The organism is Micromonospora sp. NPDC007271 (assembly GCF_040634005.1).
Classification (GTDB): Bacteria; Actinomycetota; Actinomycetes; order Mycobacteriales; family Micromonosporaceae; genus Micromonospora.
Genome location: NZ_JBEYER010000137.1, coordinates 1 through 15006 on the forward strand (window position 1 = coordinate 1; position 15006 = coordinate 15006).

Here is a 15006-nt window from a genome sequence, read left to right on the forward strand (position 1 = left end):
GCCAGCGGCTACCGGAGCCGAGTCTGCCGCAACCGACCCGGTAACTCTCATTAGCCTCGATGATTCGCCCGTGACGTCTGTCTGGTCGGCCCGGCCGCGGTGATCGCCTTTGGTCGATGTGTGGTGTCGGGTGGGCATGGTGGTGGGCCGTCTGTCGCGGCGGTGGGCGTGGTCTCCTGGGTCCTCCGGTCGGTCGGATAGGGGCTGAGCGGGGTCAGCCGGGTGCGGGGATGGCCGCGATCCGGGTGAACGCGGTGGTGATTTGGGTGGCCCAGGGCCAGGTGGCGGGGATGCGGAGCCAGCGGCGTCGTTGCCCGCGGATCAGCCGGGCGCTGGTGTGCAGGATCCGGTAGCGCAGCCGTTTCGGTTCGGCGCGGGCGAGGTCGCCGTCGAGGGCGTGGATCTGCAGCCAGGCGATCAGGTCGGCGGCGATAGCGGCCGCGGTGCACCAGGCGGCGTTGATGGCGAACTCGCGTGACGGGAGCCGACCCAGGCCGGTGTCCTTCGCGCAGCGGATCCGGTCCTCGACGCGGGCGTGAGCGCGGTGCCGGGCCTCCAGCCACTGCAGGGCGCCGGCGGGGGTGTTGGTGACGAACGCGGTGTAGCGCCAGCCGTCACGCTCTTCGAACAGCGACAGTTGAGCGCCGGGGTGCGGGCGTTCCCGGCGGACGATGACGCGCATCCCGGTCGGCCAGCCGGCCAGGGCCAACAGCCCGGTCAGCTCGGCCACCTGCGCGCCCTCGCGCACGCCACCGTCGGCGTCCAGCGCCGGCGACCAGGCCGTGGCGGGCAGGGCGGCGATCGCGGCGCGTTCGGGCTCGCCGATCGACCAGCCGATCGAGTACTCCACCCGTCGGCGCGGGCTGTTCAGCCCTGCCAGCCAGTTCAGCACGGCATGCGTGGCGGCAGCGCTGTCGGCGCGGATGAGCAGCCGCCGCCGGTGCGCGGCGGGGATCTGCGCGACCGCGTCGGTGAGCACGTCGAGGTGGTCGGCGGCGGTGTTCGCGCCGGCGTTGCCCGGCCGCAGCGTGACCGTCAGCATTTCACCGGTGTTGTCGCAGGTCACCAGCATCGGGTGGAAGCCGAAGCTGTGTTTGTACGTCGGCGCGGCGCCGTCCTTGTCGCTGTGCGCGATCACGATGGTGGAGTCGATGTCCAGCACCACCACCCCGGCGCCGATCTCCCGGCCGGCCGCCTTGGCCGCCGGTGGGCCGCCGAACAGCTGCCAGAGCCGAGCCCGGACCTTTGCCCGGGCGGCGGCGATCCGGCGCAGCTGCACCGGACCAAGCTCGTCCAGCATCCGCCACACCGTGGTGTCCGAGGCCACCGACCCGAACACCTCGCCCTGGTGGCGCAGCACGTCGATATCGGCGATCGCCTGCCCGCCGTCGGCGATCAGCACGGCGAGATCGACCAGCACCCGACCACGGTCGTGCAACGGCCACCGGCCCCGCCGCGCCAAGGCGGCCGACAACGCCCCGGTCAGCCCGGCCCGATCGGCCAGCATCGGCAGCAACACCGACCCGGCGTGCGACACCACACCGGCACCGTCCGCGGTCACCCGCAGATCCCTCGACCACGCCGTAGACTGCACCTCGGAAGTGCCTCCCTCGCAGAGAAACCTGTAGATGTCGCAATCACAAGTTTCCCCTGCAGCAGAGGCACTTCCGCTTATCTACACGCCGGCCAACGACGCATCTTGACGATCATCATGAATCGCCCAGGTTAGCAACGGCCCTGGACGCCCAGCGACGGACGAGGACGGCGGTAGCCGTAGAACCAGGTGCCCGAGCCGGATGCGGACGGTTCTGGACGGGGCCGCCGAGGCTACGGATCAGATGCTCTGGTTGATCACGCGTCTCCTCGTCCGTCAACGCTGAGGGCCCCGAGTGCCGGGTTGTTGGCCCTCTCCGAGAGCGCAAGCAGCGACGGCTGATCTTGACGATGTGCGAGTTGTGTGCTCTCCAACGGATGCCGTCGTGGGTCAACCCGTGCCACTCCGGGTCACCGCGGCTCAGGATCCCCGTCGCCGGCGCGATCCGTGTGATCCACGTGTGGTCATCGCCCCCTCGCATGGGTCAATCAACCCGAGTCAACGCGGGCCACTCCCTGCCATCCCGGGTCACCGTGCAGGTCGCTAGACTGAGCGCTCGCGCCCTCGTAGCTCAGGGGATAGAGCAACGGTTTCCTAATACGTTGCTCAACGCCTCGTCCACACTCCACGCGCCGATCGTCGGGCATGTGGACGTAGACCCATTTGGCCAGCGTGCCGCCGTCCGAGTGGCCCGCCCAGGCCGCCGGCACGCTATCGGGCACGCTCCGCTCGTTTGCGGCCTCCGTGGCTTACCTCTGGAGAGCAGCAGCGTGCCGATGTTGCGGGCGTAGGTCGAGGATGGCGGGGAAGCGTCGCTGGATGCGCGTACGCGGGTCGGCACCTGCCGGAACTGACGCAGGGCTGTGGTGGCTTGACCGAGTTTTGGGCTGCCTGCCGGAGGCACTCCAACGCGTCCTCGTTGGTGGGGCCGGCGGTACGGGCGTACGGGGCGATGAGGGCGTCGAACTCTGGCAGCGCGGGCGGCGATCGCGGCGGCCCAGGTGAGCAGCGTCAGACACCGTCGGCACGTCGGCGCGAACGCCGCCTCCCGATACCTGCTCAGCGTCCCGCCGTCACCGCCGACCATCAAAGCCCACACCCGGCCGCACATCGTCGTGTGCTCCCAGATCGGCTCCCGCAGCGCCTCGACGTCATACCGCCGCTGGACTGCCTCCCGCTCGCTGCCTCCGCCCGTAAGGTAGTGCTCAGGTACGGCACCGCGGCCCGGCCCCGTCGGTTCGTGCCGGCGGGCGAGGTGCACGGCCTCACCGCCGCTGACCGCCACGAGAAGCAGGACAGACTCCCCGGCGGTGATGACGTTCGGTCCATGCAGGCCGTCACGCATGCCAGCAGTATGCCCGCCCCTCGTTGCAGGACGGCCAGGGCGCGTAGCCTCGGGCGGCGCGATGGGGAGCGGCTCCGCATCGCGCCGCCCGATGCCGCAAGCCAGGCCGCGGTTCTGTGCCGGGCGATCGGCGCCGCCCCGGAGTCGCACCCTCCTAGGATGCCTTAGCGTATGCGTGGTCAGCCACTTGAGTTCGTAGGGGTGGCGCGCCGCCGGGCGGCCTTAAGACAGGCATTGGTGCGTCACCTTCCGAGAGCGAGACTCTCGGCTGGAGACGACAAAGCAGCGATCATGGTCGCTGGCGATTGGGAAACCAGCCCACCTTGGGACACATGCCCTTCGCGCTCTATAGGGCGGCGACCCGGTCGGGGTGACCGTGGAAGCATCGCCAGCCGTAGACCACGAGCGCCAGGGGCACCACCCCGGAGACCAATGTGGCTGACCCCGGCCCAGAAGCCCCGGGCAGCCAGGTCCACGAGGGCAGCGCCCACCATCGCGGCTGCTTCGGCGACCACACCCACGGCAAGCCCGCCAGCGTGTTTGCCAGGGTGATCACGAACAAGCAGACCGCTCTGGCCAGCGTCCGCACGCCATGGGCCACCTTCACCAGCGCACGGCGCTTGAAGCTGTGCACGCGCTCGGCCGCCCAGGGGCGGTGCTTGGCCAGCGTCGCCATCCCCAGCGCGAGCAGGAGCAGGCCCGGCCCGGGGAGGGGGAACAACAGCGCGCCGGCGACCAGCTGCACCCAACCCAGCGCGGTGAACACGGTGCGCTGGCTGAACGGGCGACCCGGGCGGGCGGAGCACCGTGGGTCCGGCACCAGCGCGAGCTCGACCGGCCGGCCGGGGGGCGGCGCCGGCGTGCGGAACGGCGGCCCACCGGGGATCTCCCGGTGAGCCGCCTGAATCTCCGTCATGGGATCCGTCAGTGACGCGACATCAGTCGACGTCGGTGCCGGGCAGGGCTGCGCCCGGCACGTCCTTCGGCAGGTAGATCTTCGCGTCACCCGGGTAGGGCAGGTCCCAGTTGTGGGCGCCGTACCACGTGTACCGGTTCATCAGCTCCGGGTTCGCGTAGTCGGCCTGCGCCCACTTGCCGGTGAGGCGCTGCTTCGAGGCCCACTTGTCCCACACCTCCGAGTAGGAGACGAAGCTCGCCGGCACCGGGCCCTGGAGGGCGGCCGCGTTGGCGCCGGTCGGCGTGTCGAGGCCGCACGCGGGCGCGGTCTTGATGTTCTCGGTCAGCGAGATGTTGTTCGCCTTCGCAGTGTACGGCGTGAGGTCGGCCTTGGGCGTGAAGGCGCCGTACATCGGGGTGGCCGCGGCGACCTTCTGGTTGAGCGGCTCCGCACCCAGGATCTGCTCGATGGTGCGGACCATGTTGATCTGGGAGTAGTAGGTCGAGACCGTCTTGCCGTGGACGGCGTACGGGCTGATGACCTGGATCGGGGCCCGGTGGCCGTCGACGTGGTCAGGGCCGGCCTGGCTGTCGTCCTCGACCACGAAGATCGCGGAGTCCTTCCAGTACGGGCTGTGCGAGATCGTCTCGACGATCTTGCCCAGGGCCAGGTCGCCACCGGCGACGTTCGACCGCTGCGAGACCGGACCACCGGTGTGGTCGTCGGAGAGCCACACCATGTTGAAGTCGGCCGGACCGTTCTTCTCGAAGTCCTGCTTCCAGATCTGGTACCGGTACAGGTCCGGGATCTGCATGTCGAACGGCGGTGCCTCCGGGACGGTGATGTCGTTGAGCGACGGGATCGGGGAGCCGTAGTCGCCCTTGAGTGCGGGGCTGGTCAGCTGCGCCGGGTCGCCGCCGGCCTCGACGGACTGGTAGGCGCAGTAGTACTGCTGCCAGGTCGAGCCGGCCGGCTTGCCGCTGGATGAGTAGACGAACTCGCCGAAGTTCTTGGCGGAGTGGCCGGCGGCCATGACGGCGGTCCACAGGAAGCCCGAGCGCTGGTGGCCCAGCACGTCCTCCTGGGTGTCGTAGCTGCGGACGTACTCACCCGCGCTGGACTCGGTGTACTCCGGGTTGTCACCCTGCATCAGCCAGTTGTGACCCTCGGCGGAGTTCGTGCCGACGTCGTAGGTGTTGTCGTAGAGACCGAACTGGCGCGAGAGCGCGTGGATGTTGGGCGTGACCTGCTCGCCGAACTGGGCCAGCGAGGCGTCGCCGTTGCCCTCGGGCATGTCGCCGTGGACCTGGTCGTAGGTGCGGTTCTCCTTGACCAGCATGAAGACGTGCTTGATCGGCGAGGGGTCACCGATGCGCCGGGGCACGGGGAGGGGCGCTACCTTGCTGCCCGGGACGGCTCGCTTGACGTCGCTGTCCGCGCCGCCCCAGCCGTTCTGGGCGAAGACCTGCCGGGTGTAGGTACCCCTGATCTCGCTGTCGGAGGGGAGGGTGAAGCGGGTCAGCGAGGCGGTCGTGGCGTGGGTGCCGTGGCCGGTCGCCGGCGTGGTGCCGAAGCCCTGGTTGTAGGTGATGGCCGGGCCCCGGGCGTCGATGCCGCGACGGTTGGCCACGACGATCTGGTCGCCGACCGAGAAGACGTCCTCGGGGTAGTAGTCGGTCGGGACGAGGCCGACGTAGCTGACCGGGTCGAGCGCGCTCTCGCCGAGCTTGTAGACGGCGATCGCGTTGACGCGGCCGAGGCTGACCAGCAGACGGCCGTTGTGCACGGCGATCGCGTCGGGCTCGTAGCCGACCGTCGAGCTCTGCCAGGGCTTGGTCTCGATCGTCTGGACGACCTTGTCCACGCTGGTGTCGACCACCGAGATGGTGTCGTCGTTGGTGTTGGCCACGTAGAGCGCGCTGCCCTCGAGGTGCATGTCGGTCGGGTGGAGACCGACCTCGATCTGGCCGATGGGCGCCGCCACGTTGGCCGTGTCGATGACGCTGAGGACACCGGTGGTCGAGGTGCCGAGCACCGGGTCCGCCGGGACATTGGTGCCGTAGGACTTGATGGTGTCCTCACCCGGCTGAGCCAGGCGGCCACCCTCGTCGCTGACGTAGAGCTTGGTGCCGACGAACTTCAGCTGACGCGGCGCGATGCCGACGGGGTACGTCGCCTTGATGGTGCCGGCAACCGGGTCGATCGCGACGACGGTGTTCTGGCCGTTGACGGCGGCGTACAGCGTGCTGCCGTCGGGCGAGAACGTCATGCCGGCGGTGAGCGCCTGACGGGTGGGGCCGGTCAGGTTGGGGATGGCGATCTTGGTGCCGGCCGCCAGGGTGCCGTCGGCGTTGACCGGGAACCGGGTGATGCCGGTCGCGTTCGGCATGAAGAGGAACTTGCCGTCGGGGGAGTAGAGGGGGCTCTCCTGGCCGACGGTGTTGTCGGACGGACGCAGGTTGGCACCTGAGGCGGTGCCCGCGCGGAAGATCAGCTGGTAGGTCTCCAGGTCGAAGATCTGCAGCGAGATCGACCGGTCGTTGGCGGTCGCGGCCAGGAAACGGCCGTCGGGGCTGATCGTGGAGCCCATGAACTTGCCGTAGTTGGTCACGAGCCGCTCGCCGAGCGGCTTGATGATCTGGTTGGAGGAGATCTGCAGACCGTCGGTGTACTCCTCGCCGACCAGATTCTCACCGAAACCCATGGTGGAACCGTAGGCAACACCACCCGTGACCGTGACCGCGAGGGCCACGCCGCCGGCCACGAGGCCGGTGGGCAACGAGCGCAGGAGGCGACGACGAGGCCGCTTCACGACGCGGTTGCGCCTTACATTCATCTGGTTTCCCTTCACTTTGTTGTTGCCAGCAGGTCGACGACTCCGTCGAACTGCCACAGCGGGTTCGGTCGGTCGCCCAGGGGGGTGGCGACCTGGAAGAACCCGTTGACCTCCTTCGGCCCGTCGCCGTCGGCGACGTACCGTCCGTCCGCGGTCACATCGAGCTGATAGATCGCGTTGCCGGTCGCGGTCGCACCAGGGAGGGTCCACGTCACGACGCAACGCCAGTCGGCGCCCGGACCGTGGTCCTCGACGCGCTCCCCGGCCTTGTCGCACTTGGCCGTGGCGTGGAGCTGCTCCTCGGTGACCGCCCGCCGGTTGAGCTGCTCGGTCTGCAGGACGTACAGGTGCGAGAACGACGTCGCCAGCGAGGCCTCGAGCTTGGGCCGCTCGATGCCCGTGCCGTTGGCACCCGTGGTCACGGCGACGACCACGGTCGTGACCGCGACCAGGCCCGCCAGCGGGGCCAGACCCGCGACCAGGAAGCGGCGGCCCATGCCGTCGTAGGCCAGGTCGGTGAAGTCGCGACGCACGAAGAGCCGGTAGGCGAGGTACGTGGCCAGGGCCGTCCAGGCCAGACTGACGGCGAGCCCGATCCACAGCGACCCGAGCTGACCTGGGGCCGTGAAGAAGCCGCGGTGGGTAATGAAGGCGTTCATCGGCGTCGCCACCCGGAGCGCCACCGGGACCGGCATCAGCTGGACACCTTCGAGGATGAGCGCGATGACCACCGGCATCAGTAGGCCCAGCGGGGAGCGCCCCAGCGCGACCGACCCGAACAGGCCGACCGCGGAGAAGGCGAGCGTGGGCGGGACGATGGTCAGCCAGCCGAGGAGGACCGTCCGGATGAGCTCACCGGAGTCCATTATGTGCCCGTCCAGTCCCGGCATCGGCTGGGAGCCGAGCGCCAGCAGGCCGCCGGCCAGCGACGACACGAGGAGTGCGGCGAGAAGCGCCAGGGTGACGGTGAGCGCGGCCATCGCCTTGGACACGAAGATCCGGCGCGGCGAGCGCACCGCGACCATCAGGTGCCGCCACGTGCCGAGCCGGTCCTCGACGGCGAAGACGTCACCGGCCACGAGACAGGTGAGCAGGGGCAGCACCAACGTGCCCATGACGTCGAGGATGACCAGGGAGCCCGCCCAGCCGGACTGGTTCATCCAGCGGCCGTAGACCGCGTCGGCGGGAAGGGAGGTCTGCTGGCTGATCACCGCCGTGTAGATGGCCGGGGCGAGCAGGCACGCCAGGAAGACCAGCCGGACCCGCCACTGCGAGACCAGCTTGACCAGCTCGAACGTGTAGCAGCGGCTCAACGCCACGGGCTGTGGCTGCGTGCGGACGGGGGCATCGACGATGGCCGCGGTCATCGGGAGGTCTCCTGGAGGCCGGGGGTGGAGGCCGGGCTGATGTCGGCGTCTGGGCCGGGGTCGGTGTCGGCGCCGGTGAGCGCCAGGAAAGCGGCCTCCAGAGGGGGCACGACGGGGCCGAGCTCGCGGATCGCGATGCCTGCGCCGACGAGCCGGGCGACCAGGTCGTCGAGGGCCGGCTCCGGGCCCCGCACGACGACCGACTGGTCGTCGTACTGCGACTGCGACTTCCGGCCCGCGACCTGGCTCAGGCCCGGGATGTCGTCGGCGAGCCGGCGTGCGCCGTCGGCGTCGGTCGTGACGAGCCGGTAGTCGAGCTCGCCGCTCTCCCTGGCCAGCTTGTGCACCGGGCCCGAGAAGACGACCCGGCCGGTGGACAGCAGGGTGACGTCGTCACAGAGCGCCGCGAGGTCGTCCATGCGGTGGCTGGAGAGGACCACGGTGCCGCCGGCCTCGGCGAGGTCGGTGAGGACCTGGTGGACCTGTCGCTTGCCGGCGGGGTCGAGGCCGTTGGCCGGCTCGTCGAGGACCAGCAGACGCGGCTCGCCGAGCAGGGCGGCGGCCAGCCCGAGGCGCTGCCGCATGCCGAGCGAGAAGCCGCGGACGCTGTCACCCGCCACCTCGGTGAGCCCGACCCGGTCGAGCATCTCGTCGACGTCGGCGGAGCGGCCGGCGCCGCTCCGCAGGGAGACCAGGGCCGCAAGGTTCTGGCGCGCCGTCAGCTCGGGATACAGACCGGGGCCGTCCACGAAGCCCGTGACGCCGCCGGGCACCGACAGGATGCGCCCGACCGGTGAGCCGAGGATCTCCAGTGAGCCGCCGTCGGCCACCGCCAGGCCCAGCAGCATGCCCAGGAGAGTGGTCTTGCCGGCGCCGTTGGGCCCGACGAGCCCGTGGATCTGCCCCTCGGGGAGGTCGAGATCGACCCCGTCGAGGGCGATGACGTCGCCGAAGGTCTTGGTGATGCCGCGCGCACGAACGGCAGCAGCTGGTTGCATCGGGGTCTCGTCCCATCCGGCCGCGAGCAGGCACAAACAGTTGCCAACTCCAACTTCCTTCGACGGCGAACCTAAGGAGTGCAGACGACCTGACCCGATCGATTTGCTGAACGTATTGCAAACGTCCAACCAAGCGCCTAGCCGAGCTGACCGCCCTGCTGCGCGGCCGCCGACCGGAGCGCCCCCTCCCCGCGTCGGTCCGATGGGGGGAAACCACCGGGCGGAGTCGGGTGGTTTCCGGCTTCTGACCGTCGGCGGCGTTGCCTAGCGTCGATCCTGTGATTGAACTACGCGAGTTGACCAAACGCTACGGGGGCCGGGTCGCCGTGGACGGGCTGAGCGTCCGGGTCCAGCCGGGTGTGGTGACCGGTTTCCTCGGCCCGAACGGGTCCGGCAAGTCGACGACGATGCGGATGATCCTGGGTCTGGATGCCCCGGACCACGGCCAGGCCCTGGTCGGCGGCGTCCGGTACGCGGACCTGGACTGGCCGTTGAAGACCGTCGGCGCGCTGCTCGACGCCGGGGCGTTCCATCCCGGCCGCAGCGCCCGTGCGCACCTGGCCGCGCTGGCCGCGAGCAACGACATTCCCCGTTCCCGGGTCGAGCAGGTGCTACGCGTCGTCGGTCTGTCCGACGCGGCGACGCGGCGCGCCGGTACCTACTCTCTCGGCATGCGCCAGCGGCTCGGCGTCGCGGTGGCGCTGCTCGGCGACCCGGACGTCCTCCTGCTCGACGAGCCGGTCAACGGGCTGGACCCGGAGGGTATCCGCTGGATCCGGGACCTGCTGCGCGGACTCGCCGCCGAAGGCCGGACGGTGTTCGTGTCCAGCCACCTGATCGCCGAGATGGCACTGACCGCGGACCGGCTCGTGGTCATCGGCCGGGGCCGGCTGCTGGCCGAGACCACCGTCGCCGAGCTCGCGGCCGGCCACGACAAGCTGGAGGACGCGTTCTTCCGGCTCACCTCGCAGGCCACCGACTACCGCGGAACGGAAGTGTCATGAACGGCTACGGATTCCGGCACGTGGCCCGGATGGAGTGGATCAAGCTGTGCAGCGTCCGGTCGACGTGGTGGCTGATGACCGCGACGGTGGTCTCGATGGCTGCGGCCGGGGCCGGGGTGGGACTCGGTTACCGATCACACACCCCGGTCGCTACCGCCGCCCAGATCCTGAACAACAGCCTCGGCGGGGCCATCCTGGCCCAACTCCTGCTCGGCGCGCTCGGCGTCCTGATGGTGACCGGCGAGTACGGCAGCGGCATGATCCGCTCGACGTTCGCCGCCGTACCGCGGCGTCGGACCGTTCTGGCGGCGAAGGCCGCGGTATGCGGTGGCGCGGCTCTCGCCATCGGCCTGCTCGCGAGCTTCGCCGGCTATCTGGGCGGGCAGCTCGCGATCCGCGGCACCGCCATCCCGGCCGCTTCCCTCGGGGACCCGGCGATCTTGCGCGCGGTCCTGCTGACCGGCGGCTATCTGGGCGCCACCGCGCTGATCGGGGTCGGCATCGGGGCGGTGGTGCGGCACTCGGGTGCCGCGATCGGCACGCTGTTCGGCCTGATGTTCGTCCCGATGATCGTGGTCGGCCTCTTCGGTGAGAGCGGCATCGCCGTCGGACGCTTCGTGCCGTTGCTGATGCTGCTCAACTCGGTCGCGGTGACCTCGCCGATACCCGGGCTGTTCGCCGGGTGGGTCAGCGTGCTGCTGATGTGCGGGTACGCGGCGGTGGCGATCCTGTGTGGTGGCGTTCTGCTCCGCTTCCGCGACGCGTGACCGGCGACAATGGGCCGATGACCGCGCTGCGCGCTCCGTTCACCACGCTGGCTCTGCGCCAGGCCGTGTTCTGCGTGGTCGGTGTGGTCAGCGCAGCCGCGGTCCTGGCCGTACCGGCGCTCGTGCCGGCCCTGGGCGTCCTCATCCTCTGGGCGACCGGTGCCATGTCCCGTGAGCCCGTCCCGGCCGTCGCGCCGCTGTTCCTGGTGCTGTTCCCGCTCACCGTCGCGCTCCTGGTCGTGCTGGCCGCCCCGACCGGGCGCGCGATGGGGACCGTGCACCGCCGGCTCGCGGACCGGTTGCTCGACGTGCACGTGGACGCCCCGCCGCCCCGGTCCTCGAAGCAGGTCGGCGCGCTGGTCGCTGACGGGCCGGGCTGGCGGGCCGTCGGGTACGGCCTGCTCAAGGTGCCACTGGCTATCCCCCAGGGCTACGGCGTGTTCTGTTACGTGTTCGGTCCGGTCAATCTCAGCTACCCGCTGTGGTGGCCGCTGTTCCGCAACCATCCGCCCGGCACTCAGCTGGGGCCGGTGTGGGCGCTGACACCGTTCGGCCCCCTCGGTGCGCGGACGTTCGCTGGCACGTTCCTCATCGCCGCGGCCGGTCTCGCCATGCTGCTGGCCGCGCCGTGGTTGATGCGTGCCGGCACGGCGGCGGACGTTGCCGCGATGCGGCGGCTGCTCGGCCCGCGCCGGCTCGCCGAGCGGGTACGCGAACTTCAGGTCAGCCGGGCCCGCGCGATCGACGACGCGGCCACGATGATGCGCCGGCTGGAACGGGACCTGCATGACGGCGCGCAGATCCGGCTGGCCACGCTGGCGATGAACCTTGGCATGGCGACCGAGAAGCTCGGCACCGACGGCGCGCCGCCCGACCTTGCGCAGGCCCGCGAACTAGTCACGCTCGCCCACCGCGGTGCGAAGGACGCCCTCGCCGACCTGCGCGACCTGGTGCGCGGGATCCACCCGCCGGTGCTCGACAACGGTCTCGGCGACGCGTTGGCAACGCTCGCCACGAGCAGCGCCGTCCCGGTCGCCGTGACCGTCGAGCTGCCCGACCGTCCAGCGCCCGCGATCGAGACCATCGCCTATTTCTGCGCCGCCGAGTTGCTCGCGAACGCGGCCAAGCACAGCCGCGCGACCCGCGTCGGGCTCGGCGTCATGCGATCCGGCGAGCGCCTGACGCTGACCGTCACCGACGACGGCGCCGGCGGGGCGAACCCGGACGGCCCCGGCCTGACCGGCCTGGCCCGCCGCATCGCCGTCGTGGACGGCCTGATGCGCGTGCACAGCCCGGCCGGCGGTCCGACCCGGGTCGAGATCGAGCTGCCCACACACGTGTGAACGGAGGCGACGGCATGCGGGTGGTGATCGCGGAGGATGCCGCGATGATGCGCGAAGGGTTGGCCCGGCTGCTCACCGACCGCGGTTTCCAGGTGTGCGCTGCGGTGGCCGACGCGGACACGTTGCGGTCCGCGGTCGCCGCCTTCGTGCCGGACGTGGCCGTCGTCGACATCCGGATGCCGCCGACACACACCGACGAGGGGCTGCGCGCCGCGATCGACATCCGACGCGACCATCCCGGCGTCGGTGTGCTGGTGTTCTCGCAGTACGTGGAGACCCGCTACGCGACCCGCCTGCTTGCCGACCGGCCCACCGGGGTCGGGTATCTGCTCAAGGACCGCGTCGCCGACGTCGCCGACTTCGTGGACGCGCTGACCCGGGTGGCGTCCGGCGGCACCGCGCTGGATCCGGAGGTGGTCGGCCACCTGATGCGGGCCGGGCGGGACAGGGCCGGGCTGACGTCATTGACCCCGCGGGAGCGTGAGGTGCTCTCGCTGATGGCCGAGGGCCGGTCCAACGCCGGGATCGCGGCGGCGCTCGTCATCACCCCCGGAGTGGTGGAGAAGCACGTGGCGAACATCTTCGCGAAACTCGGTCTGCCGTCCTCGGACGGCGACAACCGCCGGGTCCTGGCCGTCCTGCGCCACGTCAGCGGCTGACGTCACGCGGTGCCGTTTCCTTGCCTGACGATGGGGCGATCTGCAGGCCGGTCAAGTGGACGGCGACGGCTTGGACGCGGCGCGGATCGCGTTGGTAAAGCAGACATACGAGGAAATCCTGGACGGAAATATGGGAGGCGGTGTCGGATCGGGGTACGGCTGGTCGTAGCAGAACGATGACTCCACTGGCGGGTGTGGCGTCCTACGGGGTGGTGGGAGAGGACGAAGAGCGATCCCTGCCAGGCGACGCCGTAGGGGTGGGCGCGCGAGATGACGCCCCAGCCGGCCCGGCCGCCGAACACCGCGCCGTGGTCGCGACGTACTCATCGATCAGACTCGGTCGGAACTGTATGCCGGTCATTCAGCTCATCGAGTGGCCGGTCCGGCGACGAAACCGTCCAGTACCTGGCCGAGATCCACCGGCGGGGGATGGCTAGGAGCACATCGGTTGATGTCATGGAGTACTCGGCCGGCTAGCAGCCACCCGGTAATGGCTGCTAGCCGGCGGACTCCGCTCGTGCGTTAGGGAACGAAGGTGACGTCGGCGAAGCGTGGGGACGGTCCGTCCAGCACGTGACCGTCCCGGCCCCGCAGCCACCTGTCGAAGAAGGCGGCGACGAAGGTCTCTTCAGTGTGGACGGCCGTCGTCGGATCGACACTACCGATGGCTTGGGTGACGAAGCTGTCGGGGAGGCCGAGCTGCCGGGCGATCTGTGGGATCAACGGTACGGCGTCCTTGTAGGAGTCCTCGCCCTTCGCGCCGTTGAGATGCAGGTCGACGTGCCAGCCGCTGCTGTTGTCCCACAACATCTTCCAGGACGGCATCTGGTGGTGGTCGGTGCCGGGGTCTCCCATGAACATGAACGGCTGGTCCAGGCCGTGCTGCGCTACTGGCCACAGCTGGATGGGGTTCGGGATGATCGGCGACTCGATGCTGCCGCCGATATCGATCGCGGCCTTGATGCGTGCGTCCTCGTCCATGGCCCGGAAGGCAGTCAGCCCGCCCGCGGAGACGCCGAACATGCCCGTCCGGCGAAGATCCAGGGCACCGGCGACGCCCCCGGGAAGCGGCCTGCCCGCCGCGTCCGGGTTCGTGCCCCGGTCGAGAGCCGCGAGCTGATCAAGCACGAAGCGGGTGTCCGCGACCCGCGCGTCGAATATTCTGGCCGCCAGCGTCTGGAAGTCGTCGGGCTGCTGAGCTTGCTGAAACAGCTGCGCCAACAGGCCGCCAACGATGCGGCCGTCTGGGAACTCCACCTCGGACGAGTCATAGGTGTGATCGATGGTTACCACCACGTACCCACGACTGGCCAGGTCCTGTACCACTGTGGTTCCCCAGGTCCGTGGGTCGCCGGCACCGGACGAGTACAACACCACCGGATACGGGCGCTTGTGCCGCGCCACCGGCGCGCCCTGGTGGCCGCTGCTCCGGGTCGCGGCAAAGTCCACCGACTCCGCTGGTATGCCGTACAGGCTGGAACCAGAGCCGGCGGCGCTGCCGAAGTGGGCCGCCGCGCCGGGCAACATGTGGGGCGCCCGCGGGAAGCGGCCCACGTCTCCGGCTGGGTACCAGAGGCTGACCATCAGCTCGCGGTAGGCCGGGGTAGCCGTCCAGGGATTGGCGCGGGAGCGGTCGATCAGGTGCAGGTCGACCGTACCCACCGGATACGGACCGGTCGGCACCGGCAGTGTCAGCCGAGTCAGCCCGTCAGCCCCCGGCTGGGCCTGCGGTGCAACGTTTCGCGAGGCGGAAGATGGCGCTGCGGACGCGACCGTGAGACAGCCGACAATCAACGAAGCGAACAGGGCTTTGCGGACTCTCCACACCATGAGTGACTCCTAGGGAAACCAGGGCTCGCCTGCGGCTGCCTTTCATCGGCCTCACGCTATGAGCGCCACGTGGTCCGGTAGAAGGGAGCTATCACCCAATTTCGTGCCGGGGGATAACCCCCCATCACCCAGCGGCGAGTTGTTGATCCCATGGAAGACGGCGGTGAGGGCGGACTCCGTTGAAGTCGGCGCTGTTGGGGATGCCTGGATCCCGGTCGACGGCCGAAGGAGCCCAGCACCGACGCCGCACCCGTTTCCTGCCGACCTCGTGAACGCCCTGGTTCCCTCTCTTGAGTAGGCCCCCGCCCTTACTGCTCCCGCTGATCGACAAGATCCCACCGGTACGAAGCCGCCGCGGCCGACCC

General features: G+C 70.1%; 10 protein-coding genes. 4 read left to right on the top strand and 6 right to left on the bottom strand.

The genetic code is table 11. The features are described from left to right. Positions 1-214: 214 nt before the first annotated feature. From ABZ570_RS31115 to ABZ570_RS31135, 5 genes are all read right to left on the bottom strand, one after another. Positions 215-1594: an IS1380 family transposase gene (locus ABZ570_RS31115; protein ID WP_358071275.1), complete on the bottom strand. Its 1380-nt coding sequence runs from the start codon at positions 1592-1594 to the stop codon at positions 215-217. Positions 1595-3285: 1691 nt separating this feature from the next. Then, a complete protein-coding gene (locus ABZ570_RS31120) occupies positions 3286-3855 on the bottom strand; it encodes a PGPGW domain-containing protein (protein WP_358071277.1) in 570 nt (189 codons plus the stop codon). Positions 3856-3877: 22 nt separating this feature from the next. After that, the gene (locus ABZ570_RS31125; RefSeq protein ID WP_358071279.1) at positions 3878-6541 is read right to left on the bottom strand and encodes an alkaline phosphatase family protein; all 2664 of its coding nucleotides are present in this window, start codon (positions 6539-6541) and stop codon (positions 3878-3880) included. A 143-nt stretch (positions 6542-6684) separates the two neighbouring features. Next, complete coding sequence (locus ABZ570_RS31130) at positions 6685-8040, bottom strand: ABC transporter permease (protein ID WP_358071281.1); 1356 nt, start codon at positions 8038-8040, stop codon at positions 6685-6687. Then, positions 8037-9038, bottom strand: a complete 1002-nt coding sequence (locus ABZ570_RS31135; RefSeq protein ID WP_358071283.1) for an ABC transporter ATP-binding protein — start codon at positions 9036-9038, stop codon at positions 8037-8039. The genes ABZ570_RS31130 and ABZ570_RS31135 overlap by 4 nt, the downstream gene beginning before the upstream one ends. Positions 9039-9316: 278 nt before the next feature. Here ABZ570_RS31135 and ABZ570_RS31140 point away from each other — a divergent pair, with 278 nt between their 5' ends. The 4 genes from ABZ570_RS31140 to ABZ570_RS31155 are packed head-to-tail and all read left to right on the top strand — an operon-like array spanning position 9317 to position 12811. Further along, positions 9317-10042, top strand: coding sequence for an ATP-binding cassette domain-containing protein (locus ABZ570_RS31140; RefSeq protein ID WP_358071285.1), 726 nt, complete (start codon positions 9317-9319; stop codon positions 10040-10042). Further along, on the top strand, positions 10039-10809 hold the full coding sequence (locus tag ABZ570_RS31145) for an ABC transporter permease (RefSeq protein ID WP_358071287.1): 771 nt from the start codon (positions 10039-10041) through the stop codon (positions 10807-10809). Before ABZ570_RS31140 ends, ABZ570_RS31145 begins: the two co-directional genes overlap by 4 nt. Positions 10810-10826: 17 nt before the next feature. Then, positions 10827-12152: a sensor domain-containing protein gene (locus ABZ570_RS31150; RefSeq protein WP_358071289.1), complete on the top strand. Its 1326-nt coding sequence runs from the start codon at positions 10827-10829 to the stop codon at positions 12150-12152. Positions 12153-12166: 14 nt separating this feature from the next. Continuing rightward, positions 12167-12811 carry a response regulator transcription factor gene (locus tag ABZ570_RS31155; protein ID WP_358071291.1) on the top strand — a complete coding sequence of 215 codons (645 nt, stop codon included), beginning with the start codon at positions 12167-12169 and terminating at the stop codon, positions 12809-12811. 522 nt (positions 12812-13333) lie between these two features. Here the strand turns inward: ABZ570_RS31155 and ABZ570_RS31160 are convergent. Beyond that, complete coding sequence (locus tag ABZ570_RS31160; protein WP_358071293.1) at positions 13334-14641, bottom strand: hypothetical protein; 1308 nt, start codon at positions 14639-14641, stop codon at positions 13334-13336. Positions 14642-15006: the final 365 nt, after the last annotated feature.

What these genes read in the sequence shown, in the direction of transcription:
- ABZ570_RS31120 (WP_358071277.1), bottom strand. Translation starts at nt 3,855, where the DNA reads ATGACGGAGATTCAGGCGGCTCACCGGGAGATCCCCGGTGGGCCGCCG.
- ABZ570_RS31125 (WP_358071279.1), bottom strand. Translation starts at nt 6,541, where the DNA reads ATGGGTTTCGGTGAGAATCTGGTCGGCGAGGAGTACACCGACGGTCTG.
- ABZ570_RS31130 (WP_358071281.1), bottom strand. Translation starts at nt 8,040, where the DNA reads ATGACCGCGGCCATCGTCGATGCCCCCGTCCGCACGCAGCCACAGCCC.
- ABZ570_RS31135 (WP_358071283.1), bottom strand. Translation starts at nt 9,038, where the DNA reads ATGCAACCAGCTGCTGCCGTTCGTGCGCGCGGCATCACCAAGACCTTC.
- ABZ570_RS31145 (WP_358071287.1), top strand. Translation starts at nt 10,039, where the DNA reads ATGAACGGCTACGGATTCCGGCACGTGGCCCGGATGGAGTGGATCAAG.
- ABZ570_RS31150 (WP_358071289.1), top strand. Translation starts at nt 10,827, where the DNA reads ATGACCGCGCTGCGCGCTCCGTTCACCACGCTGGCTCTGCGCCAGGCC.
- ABZ570_RS31155 (WP_358071291.1), top strand. Translation starts at nt 12,167, where the DNA reads ATGCGGGTGGTGATCGCGGAGGATGCCGCGATGATGCGCGAAGGGTTG.
- ABZ570_RS31160 (WP_358071293.1), bottom strand. Translation starts at nt 14,641, where the DNA reads ATGGTGTGGAGAGTCCGCAAAGCCCTGTTCGCTTCGTTGATTGTCGGC.